12 protein-coding genes and 1 tRNA gene are annotated in these 14,631 nt (G+C 47.4%); 5 read left to right on the forward strand and 8 right to left on the reverse strand.

Annotated features, from left to right (window positions below; genetic code table 11):
* Positions 1 to 29: 29 nt before the first annotated feature.
* The 3 genes from ppc to WH43_RS04245 all read right to left on the reverse strand — a co-directional run bounded on the left by ppc (position 30) and on the right by WH43_RS04245 (position 5,189).
* Positions 30 to 2,660 (reverse strand): phosphoenolpyruvate carboxylase, encoded by a 2,631-nt coding sequence (gene ppc / locus WH43_RS04235; protein ID WP_053423400.1) that lies wholly within the window; start codon positions 2,658 to 2,660, stop codon positions 30 to 32.
* Positions 2,661 to 3,038: 378 nt separating this feature from the next.
* Positions 3,039 to 4,385 (reverse strand): cation:proton antiporter, encoded by a 1,347-nt coding sequence (locus WH43_RS04240; RefSeq protein WP_053423401.1) that lies wholly within the window; start codon positions 4,383 to 4,385, stop codon positions 3,039 to 3,041.
* 42 nt (positions 4,386 to 4,427) lie between these two features.
* Positions 4,428 to 5,189, reverse strand: coding sequence for a fumarylacetoacetate hydrolase family protein (locus WH43_RS04245; protein ID WP_053423402.1), 762 nt, complete (start codon positions 5,187 to 5,189; stop codon positions 4,428 to 4,430).
* A gap of 62 nt (positions 5,190 to 5,251) precedes the next feature.
* Between WH43_RS04245 and WH43_RS04250 the strand changes: the two genes are divergently transcribed.
* Positions 5,252 to 5,325 (forward strand) — tRNA-Gly (locus WH43_RS04250).
* 63 nt (positions 5,326 to 5,388) lie between these two features.
* Here WH43_RS04250 and bfr (WH43_RS04255) read toward each other — a convergent pair.
* On the reverse strand, positions 5,389 to 5,856 hold the full coding sequence (gene bfr, locus WH43_RS04255) for a bacterioferritin (RefSeq protein ID WP_053423403.1): 468 nt from the start codon (positions 5,854 to 5,856) through the stop codon (positions 5,389 to 5,391).
* 2 nt (positions 5,857 to 5,858) lie between these two features.
* Complete coding sequence (gene bfr / locus WH43_RS04260) at positions 5,859 to 6,335, reverse strand: bacterioferritin (protein WP_046518918.1); 477 nt, start codon at positions 6,333 to 6,335, stop codon at positions 5,859 to 5,861.
* A 309-nt stretch (positions 6,336 to 6,644) separates the two neighbouring features.
* Between bfr (WH43_RS04260) and WH43_RS04265 the strand changes: the two genes are divergently transcribed.
* A complete protein-coding gene (locus tag WH43_RS04265) occupies positions 6,645 to 7,340 on the forward strand; it encodes a VC0807 family protein (protein WP_053423404.1) in 696 nt (231 codons plus the stop codon).
* A gap of 25 nt (positions 7,341 to 7,365) precedes the next feature.
* Here the strand turns inward: WH43_RS04265 and WH43_RS04270 are convergent, their stop codons facing one another.
* On the reverse strand, positions 7,366 to 8,538 hold the full coding sequence (locus WH43_RS04270) for a cystathionine beta-lyase (protein WP_053423405.1): 1,173 nt from the start codon (positions 8,536 to 8,538) through the stop codon (positions 7,366 to 7,368).
* A gap of 51 nt (positions 8,539 to 8,589) precedes the next feature.
* Positions 8,590 to 9,360 carry an EAL domain-containing protein gene (locus tag WH43_RS04275; RefSeq protein ID WP_053423406.1) on the reverse strand — a complete coding sequence of 257 codons (771 nt, stop codon included), beginning with the start codon at positions 9,358 to 9,360 and terminating at the stop codon, positions 8,590 to 8,592.
* Between the two features lie 217 nt (positions 9,361 to 9,577).
* On the opposite strand from WH43_RS04275, the gene ubiD reads away from it, so the two are divergent.
* Genes ubiD through fre form a run of 3 tightly spaced genes read left to right on the forward strand, consistent with a single transcriptional unit; the run spans position 9,578 to position 12,075 of the window.
* The gene (gene ubiD, locus WH43_RS04280; RefSeq protein ID WP_053423407.1) at positions 9,578 to 11,089 is read left to right on the forward strand and encodes a 4-hydroxy-3-polyprenylbenzoate decarboxylase; all 1,512 of its coding nucleotides are present in this window, start codon (positions 9,578 to 9,580) and stop codon (positions 11,087 to 11,089) included.
* A complete protein-coding gene (locus WH43_RS04285) occupies positions 11,086 to 11,364 on the forward strand; it encodes a 2Fe-2S iron-sulfur cluster-binding protein (RefSeq protein WP_053423408.1) in 279 nt (92 codons plus the stop codon). The genes ubiD and WH43_RS04285 overlap by 4 nt, the downstream gene beginning before the upstream one ends.
* 15 nt (positions 11,365 to 11,379) lie before the next feature.
* Positions 11,380 to 12,075 (forward strand): NAD(P)H-flavin reductase, encoded by a 696-nt coding sequence (gene fre / locus WH43_RS04290; protein WP_053423409.1) that lies wholly within the window; start codon positions 11,380 to 11,382, stop codon positions 12,073 to 12,075.
* A gap of 73 nt (positions 12,076 to 12,148) precedes the next feature.
* On the opposite strand, the gene WH43_RS04295 is transcribed toward fre, so the two are convergent.
* Positions 12,149 to 14,176, reverse strand: a complete 2,028-nt coding sequence (locus WH43_RS04295; RefSeq protein WP_053423410.1) for a S9 family peptidase — start codon at positions 14,174 to 14,176, stop codon at positions 12,149 to 12,151.
* Between the last annotated feature and the right edge of the window lie 455 nt (positions 14,177 to 14,631).

A 14,631-nucleotide genomic window follows, 5' to 3' on the forward strand; every position in this document is an offset into this window, starting at 1 on the left:
TATGCCCTTTCTTATTTGAAAACAGTCTCTTAACCCGAGTTACGCATACCAGCTGCTATACCGGCAATAGTCACCATCAAAGCGCGTTTAATACTGTCGTTGACCGTTTCAGGCGCATGCCGCACCCGGTTTAACAATTCCACCTGCAGTATATGCAGCGGGTCGACATAAGTATTTCGTAGCATAATAGACTCACGGATCCAGGCTTCATTGGCCATCAGCGTATCGCTTTGGATAAGCTTTAACAGCAAAGCAGTATCTGCAGCCAGCTGCTGACGCAATTGTAAACCTAAAGGCAACAAATGCTCAGGCACCAGTTTTTCATCATAATAAGCGGCAATTTCTGCATCCGCTTTTAAATACACCATTTCCAGCATCGACAAACGGGTGGCGAAAAATGGCCATTGTGCCCGCATCTGAGCCAATAACTCAGTTTTTCCTTGCTCAACAACAACAGCCAGCGCATTACCAGCACCCAACCAGGCCGGTAACATCAGGCGGTTTTGCGACCAGGCAAAAATCCATGGAATAGCACGCAAGCTCTCGACGCCGCCATTTGGATTCCGCTTAGGCGGACGACTGCCCAGTGGTAACTGGCCCAGCTCCAGCTCAGGAGTGGCAGCACGGAAATAAGGCACAAAATCCGGGTGATGGCGCACAACTGCGCGGTAAGCTTCACAAGACACTGTTGCCAATTGTTGCATCAACTCACGCCAGCTTTGCTCTGGTACCGGTGGCGGTAACAATACCCCTTCCAGCACAGCACTGGCGTACAAGGCTAAACTACGCTGTGCCAGGCCATTTAAACCAAACTTAAAGCGGATCATTTCGCCTTGTTCAGTCACCCGCAAACCACCAGCCAATGAACCAGGTGGCTGAGATAAAATCGCGGCATGCGCCGGACCACCACCACGGCCTATAGTGCCGCCACGGCCATGGAATAAAGTCAGTTGTACTTTGGCTTGCTGGCAAATAGCGACCAAAGCTTCCTGCGCACTGTACTGAGCCCAGGCGGCAGCAAAAGCACCGGCATCTTTGGCTGAGTCAGAGTAGCCAATCATCACTTCCTGACGGCCGTTGATATAACCTCTGTACCAATCAATGGCCAGCAACTTACTGATACACTCCGGCGCATTGGTTAAATCGGCCAGGGTTTCAAACAGAGGAGCTACCCGCATTGGGAAAGTAATACCAGCATCTTTCAGCAGTAACTGCACAGCCAGTACATCTGAGGGTTTACCAGCCATTGAAATCACATAAGTAGATAAAGCTTCTGGCCCGTGACGAGCCACTATGTCGCAGGTATCCAGCACTTCTTTTACTTCAGGGCTTGGCGACCAGTTGCGGGGAAACAAAGGTCTTTTACTGCTTAGTTCATTCAGTAAAAACGCCTGACGGGCCGGTTCATCCCATTCAGCATAATCACCAATGCCCAGATAGCGGGTAAATTCGCTGAATACCGCAGTATGACGACCAGATTCCTGCCGCACATCAAGCTTCAGCAAAGTTAAACCAAAGGCATAAGCACGACGAATAGTGTCTTTTAATAAGCCTTCAGCCACCACCTGCATTTTGCAATCGAGCAGAGACTGATAGCACAGCAGCAAAGGCTCCAACAACTGCTGATTATGCCAAATCAGTCCCTCAGGTCGTTGCAATCTGTCATGTTTTAACGCTTCGGTTAGCCAGTCTCTGGTATGCAGTAACTTATAGCGGACATCATTCAGCAACTTACGATAAGGCTCTGACGCCTCCCCCACGACGGCACGTAACGCATCGTTGGCTTGATTCATTGACAGTTCGTTCGCCAGTATATCCAAGTCACGACTAAATAAATCCGCAGCTTTCCAGCGACTTAACAACAGTACCTGACGCGTGACCTTTGCTGTGACAAAAGGGTTACCATCCCTGTCTCCTCCCATCCAGGATGAAAAACGAATAGGAGCAGCGTCTAACGCCAAACCATGACCCAGCACAGGGATCAAAGCAGTATCCAAATCTCGGATAAACTCCGGAATAGCGTCCCAGAGTGAGGTTTCAATCACAGCAAAACCAGACTTAGCCTCATCTACTGGCGTAGGTCGTTGTTCGCGGATTTCGTTGGTGTGCCAGGCCTGAGTGATCAGCTGATACAAACGGTTTTCCGTTTTTTCCTGCTGCGCAGGCGCTAAATCCTGCTCCAATTCTGCCAGGCAAGATGCAATCTCAGTCAACTTATGGATAAGGGTACGGCGAGTGACTTCTGTCGGGTGAGCAGTCAGCACCAGCTCGATGGATAAATCGGCCACGGCCTTCTCAATCCGGCTTTTGCTGACATTTTTATTCTGCAACAGCTGCAATAACTCAGCAACAGGCTCAGGCTTTTCAATAGAAGCACGACCAGCTTTACTGATGGTATGGTGCTGCTCGGCTAAGTTAGCAAGATTTAAGAACTGTGCAAAAGCGCGGGCAACCGGCAGAATTTCCTGATCCGTTAAACTGGCCAGCACTTGTTTCAGTTGCTGATCCTGCAGCTCTGTGCCCTGCCTTGCTTCTTTGGCTACAGCACGAATTTGCTCAATACGTTCTAAAACCGCATCACCTAATTGATTGCGGATGGTGTCACCCAGCTGGGTACCCAACAATCCGACATTTGCCCTCAAGGCAGCATATTGCGACATGTTCCACTCTCCTCGTTGCACTGCCTGCAGTTTCGTACTGCGGTTTCTATCCCCTTCATACTTGAAGCCGTAGCTTTGTTGACTTCGCACTCTCGCCCCAGTCACATAGCTCAACTATGCTCCTGAAATCTCTCGCACTTGTCGTCTGTCTGCTACTCCAATTACTTTGGGTATTTTTTTGTTCAGACCCACCCTAACGGGTATTTGTTTAGTGCTCAAGCCTGATAGATTACAAAACCACCAACAAAATAGAAAGCCAGAAGTTTAGAAGTCTAAATATTCCATCAAACATGGTTCAGAATTTTAAAAGTGAGGAAGCTATTAAGCCATAGAGTTTGCTCACCCTGTCACAAAGTGAGCAAGAGTCAGCGCTGGAGATCACCAGCGCCAGAATTTAAATCTTTTGGGTTCAGCGTGTTCTACTAACACTGCATCTGTAGGTTCAGGCGCATGCAAAGCAGACAAATCCAAAGCTACAGTGCCATCGGCCTGCCACGGATGCTGTAACTGATGGCCAGCCACAGCTGCTGACGCCTGAGCTTCTGTTTCGCCGGCAAGACGAAAGGCATAAGAGGCTATAGGTGGCCCTATAGTTTCAAACACTGTAACAGCGCCAAGCACTATGGCACTGATCACCGCCGCGTGTTCCGGCACCAGTTGGCTGGAGCTTTGCACTAAACCTATCGCCAAGCCGGCCATTGGGATCAATAATAAACCCGAAGAGGCCCCGGTCCGGACTGTTTGCCCCAACAACACAGAACTGACACTGACACCAAACCACTTGGCAGCACAACGCACCGCCACCAGAGCCATAATAACAGGGGCAAAAGCCACTAGTTCGGCGAAGTGCAAATTGGCACCAGCAAAGACAAATAACACAATAAAAAACAGCTCAAAAGCACTGCCAAACTCCAGCGCAGACACCACCTCTTCGCGTTCCATACTGCGCACAACAATACCCACTACCAGTGGAGCGAACAGCGCAGAGAGTTTTAATTGCTGAGCCAACCCCAGACATAACATCAAAGCCCCAACCACCAGGGCCAGCTTGTATTGCACGGCAGTTTGCGTTCGGCTGGTCAGAAGATGCAAGCCATAAGCAATAGCTCCTCCCAACAAAGCAGAGCCTAACAATAAATACATAGGCTGCAACACAATCTGTTGCCAACCTGCGTCCTGTTCAGCCAGCAAGACAGGCACAACAAAAGCAAAAGCGAGGAAAGACAGCAGGTTATTCAAAGCAACTAAGGACTTGGCAGTCTCAGTGACCGGACCTTTAGCTCCAACTTCATGGGCAACGTGCAATAACACTGCTGGGGAAGAAGACACCAAAATAGCGGCGATGAGCGCGGCTAAGACGAGTGGAATTTGAAATAACCACAACAAAGTAAAGACCGCGCTGAAAGTTAACGTACTTTCTACCAGAGCAATCACCAGCAAACGCGGTGACTGACGCAGAAAGCGTAAATCAAGCGAAGAACCCAGCCTGTATAAAATCAAAGCCAGCGCAATATCGATCAGAATGCGGGAATCTTTCAGCACCGATTCAGTCAACAACCCCAAACCACTAGGGCCGACTAAAAATCCTACCAACATAAAACCTGTGATACTGGGCAACCAGGAAATGCGGTGTGCCAGATATCCCCCTAAACTGCCAATCAACAGCAGCAGACCAAAGGATGACAGCGGCGTAACAGTCAATGGCCAGGCCGGTAAAAATTCCATCCCAAACTCTCCATGGCAAAACAAAAAAACAAAATCAACCGATTAGCTTATCATAGCCCCATGACTGCATTGTGTGTTGATGTGGCCAAAAGATCCAAACTGCAATTTCAGCTCCGTATCAGACGGCACCTGCACTACGCCAGCGTAAGAGCCAGTGATCACCCATTCGCCTTGTTTTAAACCAATACCCTGACTACTTAAATGGTTCACAAGCCAATACAAAGGCGATAAAGGATCATGATTGGGGTGCTGAGCAGCAAACTGACGTTGTTCACCTGAATGCTGCACCAGCAGCTCAAATTCTTGCGGAAAACAATCAAGTGGTAAAGCGGGACCAATATATAAACCCTGATTAAACAACCCTGCCGCCAGTTGGTCGAAAAACTCTGCACCGGCATCGGCTTTGTAAGGCCTGATAATCAGCTCCAATGCCAAATGAGTAGCAGCTATCGCCGCTTTGATCTCAACCTCGCTATAAGGTTCATTACGGGCAGGTAAATCAGTCGCCAACCTAAACGCCAGCTCAGGTTCAATGCTGTACTGCTCTGACTGTTGTTCAAACAAGCAAAGCTCGCCTTGTTGCAGATTAGCTATAGGCGCCAGCACCCATTTATCCGGAGCAGGCAGTCCGGCTTTCCACCCCACAACAGGCCAATCCAATTCAATAAAGAGCCATTGTTGAATCGCAAAAGCTTCAGCCAATGAAGTTGGACGCAGTTCCGCTGGTAATAAAGGTGCAGCTTCACCACAGCGACGATAATCTGCCAGCCAGGTCGCAGCCTGTTCAATTTGTTCAGGTGTCACACTAATAATCCTTCAGGTATTGATTGACTTGTCTCTATAGAGCTTTGTACTTTAAGCCGCAGGCGGGTGTAGTTCAATGGCAGAATGAAAGCTTCCCAAGCTTTAGATACGGGTTCGATTCCCGTCACCCGCTCCAATTTCAGACGACTCTAAACAAAAAAAGCATCCGAAGATGCTTTTTTGCAAACAGACAACAGCCTTAGATTTGCGACTGAATATAGTTGGGTAAACCAATCAGCTTGATCAGGCGCAGCTGTTGTTCCAGCCAATGAGCGTGATCGTTTTCAGTATCGTCCAGCAAGGTCATCAGTAAGTCGCGGGTGACGTAATCCTGCACAGATTCACACAGAGCTATGGTCTTTTTCAGTAAGGCGCCTACTGCGTATTCCACGTTTAAATCGTTTTGCAACATGGAAGGCACGTCAGTACCGACCTGCAGCGGATCACGCTTGGATAAATCCGGTGTGCCTTCTAAAAACAAAATGCGTTCAATCAACGCCGCCGCATGCGCTTTTTCATCCGTCACTTCGTGATCGATACGCTCAAACAGTTTGCTTAACCCCCAGTCATGGTACATGCGGGCATGGATAAAATACTGATCCATAGCACTGAGTTCGTTCGACAGCAGCTCGTTTAAGGCTGCGATAACCTGTGTATTACCTTTCATTGTTAGTCTCCTGAACCCATTTGGCTTTGTAGGTAATTTTCCAAACCTACTAAAGCAATTTGTTGCTGCTGAGTGTCAATCCAGTCGACATGCTCTTCCTCATGCTCCAGAATTTCCTGCAGTAACTCGCGGCTGACATAATCCTGGTGCTGTTCACATAACTTGATGGCGTCACGTAATAACGGCAGCTGGTCGTGCTGAAAATCCAAATCACACTGCAGCATTTCTTCGGTATCTTCACCAATACGTAATTTGCCTAAAGCTTGCAGGTTTGGCAGGCCTTCGAGGAATAAAATACGCTCAATCAGCTCATCCGCCTGCTTCATATCTTTGATCGATTTTTTGTAACACACTGAATTGAGCTGAGCCAAACCCCAGTTTTTATAGATACGGGCGTGCAAGAAATACTGGTTAATAGAGGTTAACTCTGAGGTCAGCACCTCGTTGAGCTTAGCGAGCACTAAAGGTTGGCCTTTCATAGCTGGTACCTGCAGATTCAAAATTTGTGTTTATTCTAGCCGAAAACCCATCGAAATCAACAAAAAACCAATAAAATCAATGAGATGCCATTGATAATGGTTCGCTTTAGTGCCAGAGTTCTTGCTAAGTTTTTGTAATGTCCCACAAATCAGTCACTTAAAGTTTTTATCCGCTGGTTGCGCTTCTGTTCTTTTCATCGGCCGAATACAACTGTTCAGCCTGATACTGCGTAACCAGAGTTAAATCAGATATACTCGGCGTCACACTGAGCCGTTGTGACAACAAAGCAGGTAGTAAGGCTGGAATTTATGAGTCAAACAGAAAAGAAAAAATCATCAGGTTTTTTAGTGAATCTGATATTCAATATTATTATTCCTACGCTGATTTTGAGTAAATTAAGCGAAGATCATCAATTAGGCCCGCTGTGGGCTTTAGTGGTCGCTTTAGCTTTTCCATTGGGTTTTGGGTTGTGGGAATTGCAACAAAGTAAAAAGGTCAACTTTTTATCTGTACTGGGTGTGATTAGTGTACTACTGACTGGCGGTATTAGCTTATTGCAGCTGGACCCAGCCTATATCGCGATAAAAGAAGCTGCTGTGCCAGGTATTATTGCGCTGCTGGTGTTAGTTAGCCAACGCAGTAAATATCCTTTGGTGAAGAAAATCTTGTTGAACGATGAACTAATGGATTTAGCCAAACTGGACGCCAGTTTAAAAGCCCACAATGCAGAGCAGTTGTTTGCGAGCAAACTACAAAATTGTGCCTATTTGGTGGCGGGATCTTTTGTTGTATCCTCGGTACTGAATTATGGTCTGGCGAAGTACTTATTGGTGAGTACACCCGGTACTCCTGCTTTTAATGAAGAGCTGGCAAAGATGACAGCTCTGAGTTTTCCGGTTATCGCTTTGCCTTGTACCGTGATGTTAATGGTGGCTATTTGGTATCTGTTTAGTCAGATAGGCAAAGTGACAGGCGAAAGTATTGAATCCTTTCTCCGACAATAACAGACAACAACATCAGGCGCTGTGATTACAGCGCCTGATTAAAGCGCCCGAATGCCGCAATTAAATCGGCAATTAAATCGTCGGTATCTTCCAGACCTATATGTAAACGGATCAGCGGGCCTGAATAAGGCCATGGGCTGGCGGTCCTGAGTTTTTGAATACTTAAATTCGGAATAATCAGACTCTCGTATCCCCCCCAAGAAAAACCCATCTTAAAATGTTGCATACCTTCAATAAACGCAGCCACAGCTTTGGCATCACCTTGTTTTAGTACAAAAGAAAACAAGCCATTGCTGCCAATGAAATCACGCTGAAAAATCTCATGTCCTGGGTTTTCAGGCAAAGCCGGATGACGTACAGTCTCGACTTCAGGTCGTTGTTGTAACCATTTTGCCACTATGAATGCATTAGTTTGATGCTGAGCTAAACGTACCTTCAGAGTCCGTAGACCACGGCTGGCTAAATAGGCATCATCCGCCGACGCACAGTAGCCCATCAGGTAGCTGTACTCACGCAGCTGTGGCCAGTGTTTTTCGTTGGCCGTGGCGATACCCAGCATGGCATCGGAGTGGCCCACTATGTATTTAGTGGCCGACTGAATACAAACATCAACACCCAGACCATAAGCATCCAGCAGCACAGGAGTGCCCCAGGTATTGTCAAGCATCAAGACTATATGATGAGCTTTGGCAACAGCACTGATAGCCGGAATATCCTGCAACTCCATGGTCAGAGAACCAGGAGACTCCAGGAAAATCACTTTAGTATTGGCTTTGATCAGCGCACTGATGCCTGCCCCAATCAACGGATCGTAATAAGTAGTTTCAATGCCTAAACCAGCCAATAACTTATCGCAGATAGCTCGAGTGGGCTCGTAGACAGTATCGACCATCAGCAGATGATCGCCTTGCTTTAAAAAGCTCAATAAAGCCGCGTTAATAGCAGCAGCGCCACAAGGATATAAAGCACAGCCGGCTGAATCTTCCAGATCGCAAATGGCGTCCTGTAACGCAAAATGAGTGGCTGTACCACGGCGGCCATAATAAGGCACTCGATCGCCACGATGCGCTGTCGCATGCTTTAGCTCGGCCATAGTATCAAATACAATAGTGGAAGCTCGTACTACGGGCGGATTAACCGCAGAGCCAGTCCATTCTTTACCACGGCCCGCATGGATTAGTTGAGTTGCTTTTTTCATCAGAAAAACCTTAGACATCCAGATGTCTGACAATCTACAGCGAATTGATAATTAACGCCAGACCTGGATCTCTGAATGACTCAGTAGTTTTTCCAACTGCGGTTTAGCAAAGTAATACCCCTGAAACCAGTCAATACCTGCATGAGTCAAATAATCCAGCTCCGCCTTTGTTTCGACGCCTTCAGCCAATACTCTGGTTTTTAACTCGCAACACACGGTCAAAATCCCCTTCAGGACAGCTTGTTTTACAGTGTCCTTGTCAATATCCCGGATCAATCCCATATCTAACTTCAACACAGCTGGTCGTAACGAAGTCAGCCAGGCTAAACCGGCATAACCAGAACCAAAGTCATCAATCGCAGTAATAAAACCACGTTTGGCGTAGCTTTCAAAAATACGTTTTAATTTAGCCTGATCGGTAATTTGCTCGCCTTCCGTCACCTCAAACATAATTTGAGTGATATCAAAGCCGAACATATCGCCAGCCTCAATAGTGGCGCGAATGCAGGTTTCAGGGTTATAAACAGCGTTAGGTAAAAAGTTAATGCTGAGCAATTTTTTAAGCCCAAGTTTAGAGGCTGTCTCGATCGCTTTCACACGGCAAGCCTGGTCAAAGTAGTATTTATTGTTATCGTTAATCTGCTCAAAAACCCAACCTGCACCTTGCCCTTCAGGTCCACGCACCAAAGCTTCATAGCCAACAATCTCTTGCGAAGACCAATCGATGATCGGCTGAAAAGCCATACGGATCTCAAAACCTAAAGATTGGCCACTTAAGCAGTCCATGCAGCTTTGTTGTTTGATTTGTTCTGGAAAATCCATAAAAGTAACTCAAAAAGCAATGGTTTAGCTATCACATTAGATGACCACAGCTAGTGAATGCAAGTTAACTGCGCTCAGTTCGACAAAAAGGCTGGTGAAATCAAATTGGTCTTAGTTTGCGTTCAGGCCGTATTGGCCTTACTGCAACCACAGTACAGGCTGGTTTGCCCAAGTCAGCCATGTATAATAGTCCCATATCAAGCAGAGCCAGAGCCTTATGAAATACAAAGACCTGCGTGACTTTATCAGTCAGCTGGAGCAACGCGGATTGCTCAAACGAATCTCTATGGAAATCGACCCTTATCTGGAAATGACTGAAATAGCGGACCGTACCTTGCGTGCTGGTGGCCCTGCCTTGTTATTTGAAAACCCTAAGGGCTTTGATGTGCCAGTACTCGCGAACCTGTTTGGCACACCAGAACGCGTTGCTTTAGGTATGGGTCAGACTGACGTGGCCGCTTTACGCGAAGTGGGTAAATTACTGGCTTTTCTGAAAGAGCCCGAGCCACCAAAGGGCTTAAAAGATGCTTTCAGCAAGTTTTCTATCTTCAAACAAGTGCTGAATATGCCAGCGAAAGAAGTCAAACGCGCCCCTTGTCAGCAAGTGGTGCTTTCGGGCGACCAGGTGGATTTAAGCAAAATTCCAGTGATGACCTGCTGGCCTGGCGATGCAGCGCCTTTGATTACCTGGGGTTTAACAGTCACCAGAGGCCCTCATAAAGAGCGGCAGAATCTGGGGATTTACCGCCAGCAAGTGCTAGGTAAAAACAAAGTTATTATGCGCTGGTTATCCCATCGTGGCGGTGCCTTAGACTTTTTAGAATGGCAAAAAGCAAACCCGGGCCAACGCTTTCCTGTCTCCGTTGCCTTAGGTGCAGATCCAGCTACTATCTTAGGTGCAGTAACTCCTGTACCTGATACTTTATCTGAATACGCCTTTGCCGGTTTATTACGCGGCGACAATACCGAAGTCACCCGTTGTATCAGCAACGATTTGCAAGTACCAGCTTCTGCAGAATATGTATTAGAAGGTTATATAGAGCCAGGTGAAATGGCGCCTGAAGGCCCTTATGGCGACCATACAGGCTATTACAACGAGGTCGACTCCTTTCCTGTCTTTACTGTGACTCATCTCACTCACAGAGAAAAGCCGATTTATCACAGCACTTACACTGGCCGTCCACCAGATGAACCCGCGATTTTAGGTGTGGCGCTGAACGAAGTTTTTGTGCCTATTCTGCAAAAGCAGTTTCCGGAAATTGTCGATTTTTATCTGCCACCCGAAGGTTGCTCCTACCGTATGGCGGTTGTGACGATGAAGAAACAATACCCAGGTCATGCCAAACGCGTGATGATGGGCGTTTGGTCTTTCTTACGGCAGTTTATGTACACCAAGTTTGTGATTGTCTGTGACGACGATATCAATGCCCGTGATTGGCAGGATGTGATCTGGGCTATCACGACCCGTATGGATCCGGCTCGTGATACCACCTTAATCGAAAATACGCCGATCGATTATCTGGACTTTGCTTCACCAGTGTCGGGTTTAGGCTCGAAAATGGGCTTAGACGCTACCAATAAGTGGCCAGGCGAAACCACTCGCGAGTGGGGCGAACCTATAGTGATGGAGCCGGCAGTTAAAGCCAAAGTAGATAGTATCTGGGCTGAACTGGGTATACTACCAGCTGAGCAGGTCGCTCAAACACTTAAAGTACCGGGTCAGAAATGAGTCATCAGGTAACGATACAACCCAGTGGCCTGAGTTTTCAGGTGAACAGTAACGAAACCATTCTCGAAGCGGCTTTGCGCCATGGCATCGACTTTCCGTTTCGTTGCAAGCAGGGCGTTTGCACCTCCTGCGTCTGCCGGCTGCGCTCTGGCTCTGTATCTTATCTGCCACCCGAACCTTTGTCTGATCTGGATAAAGCGCAGAACTTTACCTATTGTTGTCTGGCTTATGCCGAGTCAGATTTGACCTTACACCACCCTTTTATTCGTGGCTAAGCCGCAGGATTATTCATGACCAAAGTGATTTGTACCGTCGATAAAATTCAGCCGTTGACCTCTGGAGTGCATCAGGTTCTGCTGACGCCACAACAAAAAGTAGAGTTTAAAGCAGGACAATATTTACAGTTGTGCTTAACAGAGCAAGACAAGCGGCCTTTCTCTGTCGCCTCAATTCCTGGTCAAACTCAACTTGAGCTACAAATTGGCGGTGCTGTGGCTGATCAGTATTCAGGTCAGGCTCTAGCCCATCTGCAAAGCAATGATCAAGTGACTGTAGAGCTAGGCTTAGGCCAGGCCTTTTGGCGCGAAGACAGCCATAACCCTATTTTGTTGCTGGCAGGTGGCACAGGTTTTTCGTATGTCTACAGCATAGCTCAAGCGATAGCAGCAGCTGGCGTGAAAAGACCGGTATTTTTATACTGGGGCGTGCGTCATGAGGAAGCCTTGTACCATATGCCTGAATTGCAACAATGGGCCTCTACCCATCATGACTTTAAGCTGGTGCCCGTAGTGCAAAGTCCATCCGATAACTGGCAAGGCCGCTCTGGTTTAGTGCATCAGGCGGTGCTGGAAGATTTTGTCTCACTGGAAGCTTACGACATTTATATCGCAGGCCCTTTCCCTATGGTCGGTGTAGTACGGGATGCTTTCCTTGAGCAAGGTGCAAGACGCGAACAAATGTTTGCCGATGCTTTTGCTTATATCTGAGTAACCCACTCATTAATTAAACAGAAGGGCCGCTTTATTTAAGGCGGCCCTTTTTATTTATGACAGCAAAACGCTATTTCTTGTATTTATTAAACCAGTAGGTGATATAAGCTGGCTTAGCCATCATATTACTGGGTCTGATATGGATGCCATGCGAAGCGCCAGGGATCCGCACCATAGCGGTTTCAACACCCCGTAATTGCAGCGCCTGATAAAACTGTTCAGTCTCAGAAATAGGTGTTCGGTGATCAGATTCTCCCGTCATCAGCATGGTTGGCGTTTTGACATTACCGACGTAGCTGATAGGGGAATATTTCAGGTAATGTTCTGGTTTTTCCCACGGCATACCAGGGAACCAGTACTGGCTGAAGTAGTTGTACATATCGGCATTCAGCACAAAACTAAACCAGTTAATCACAGGATTGACCGCCACTGCAGCCTTAAATCTGTCGGTATGACCCACTATCCAACTGGTTAATAGGCCACCACCACTGCCCCCAGTGACAAATAACTGCTCTGCATCGATAAAACCTTTAGCGACTGTCGCATCTACCACATCCATCAGATCGTTATAGTCTTCACTTGGAAACTTATGGTGGATCAGATTGGCGAATTCCATACCATAACTAGTGCTGCCACGAGGGTTGGTATACAACACCACATAACCCTGGGCCGCCATCAACTGCAATTCCATCGCAAAGACAGGACCATAGGCGGTGTGAGGGCCACCGTGAATTTCCAGAATTAACGGATACTTTTTAGTTTTATCGAAGTTTGGCGGCAAAATCAGCCAGCTTTGTAACTTGCGTTGATCGACAGAAGACGTCACCCAAAACTCTTCCACTTCGCCTATATCACGGGATAACTGCAAGTCTTTGTTCAGTTCGGTCAGTTGCTTCTTTTTACCGTCCTGCCATAAAGCAAGCTCAGCTGGTGCCTGAGTCGACATCTGGGTATAGGCAATGTCACCATCCTGCGACACTGTAAAACTGCCGCCGGTGTAAGGACGGCTGTACGAGCTGCCACCGACCTGATCAACCAGCACTTTGCGTTTACCGTTCAGAGGCTGTAAGGCAATTTTACCCTGAGCCTCGTCGTCGTACTGGATATAAAGTGCATCGCTATCGCCACTCCAACTAAAGCTATCAATAGCCCGGTCTAAATCTGCAGTAAGGGCTTTAACTTCACCAGACTGCAGATTTTTCACGTAAAGCTGGTCGGCCTGATGCGCCAACTTTTTATCGTCATAGCCTAGATAAGCCAGCCATTTACCATCAGATGATAGAGCTGGAGAGTGATCTGGGCCAAAACGATCGGTGACTTGAGTCAGGTTTTTGTCGGCAATAGTCAGCTTGTACACTTCACTATTCTGGGCCTGAGCTCTTTTATCTGATTGACGATTGGCTGAAAAATAAAAGGCTTTGCTGTCGTTTTGCCAACTGATTTCACCACCGTGATCAAAATCTCCGCTGGTCAGCTGTATAGGCGTGCCACCCTCAGCTGCCATCAGATAAATGTGTCTGTATCCGGCAGGTAAATAACCACGGCCATCTGCACGGTATTGCATAGTGTCGATATAAACAGGAGCTTTGGCCCAATCATTTTTCTCAGGCTTACCAGGTAAAGTCACCGGATTAGCAGCTTTTTTCGGCGTAAACATGGAAAAAGCAAGCCATTTTCCGTTTGGTGACCAGCTTAAACCGGCAGGAGTTGCTGGTAAATGACTGACCTGACCGCTTTGACCATTGTCCATCCAGCGAATATGGATCTGTTGCTTACCAGAAGCAGATGAAATAAACGCCAGTTTTTTGCCATCTTCTGACCATAACGGTGAGCTGATATCGGCTTGTTCTGATACTAAAGGTCGTAGTTGGCCTGTCTTCGTCTCACTTAGCCATAAAGAGCCAATACGTTTGTCCAGCGCCTGATCAAAACGGTTACGCACAAAGACGACCTGGTCGCCGTCACTGCTGATCTGAGGCTCTGATACAAACTCTAACTGGAAGACATCTTCATACTGCAAGGGTTGTTGTGTTGCTATTGCACTCAGACTGATACCTGAAATGGCTGCAAAAACAGCAGTTTTGATAAATAAATGCACCTGGACCTCGTTATTCTGATTATGGGTTGAGCAAATACTAGGTTGGGTTGGATGGCTATTGCCAGAGTGATGCGGCTAATGGGGGGATTGGTGGGGTGTTTTGGTGCTAAATAGAGGGAAATGTAGGGTCAATCGCCGGAGGCATTGTGCCTTTGGGGTATTTGTTGGTTAGTTTAAAAGCATTTCTGCTCTGAATTCGGGCGGTGAACTACAGTGCTCACCCCATCCTGGGGTTCTGGGTCAGGCGACAGCGGACCGTCTTGTCCGGCCTTTCGCAGAGCTCAAGGCGTGAAACAGGCGTGACGCAAAACTATTTGCGTCCCGTTTTCCCTGTTTCACCCTGGCGACCGCCTGTGGCAATGCAAATAAAAAACCCCGCTCACTGAGCGGGGTTCTGTATTTGGGAGCCTGGCGGTGAACTACTCTCGCATGGCATCTGCCACACTACCATCGTC

It is taken from the genome of Rheinheimera sp. KL1 (genome assembly GCF_001275035.1).
Taxonomy (GTDB): Bacteria; Pseudomonadota; Gammaproteobacteria; order Enterobacterales; family Alteromonadaceae; genus Pararheinheimera; species Pararheinheimera tangshanensis.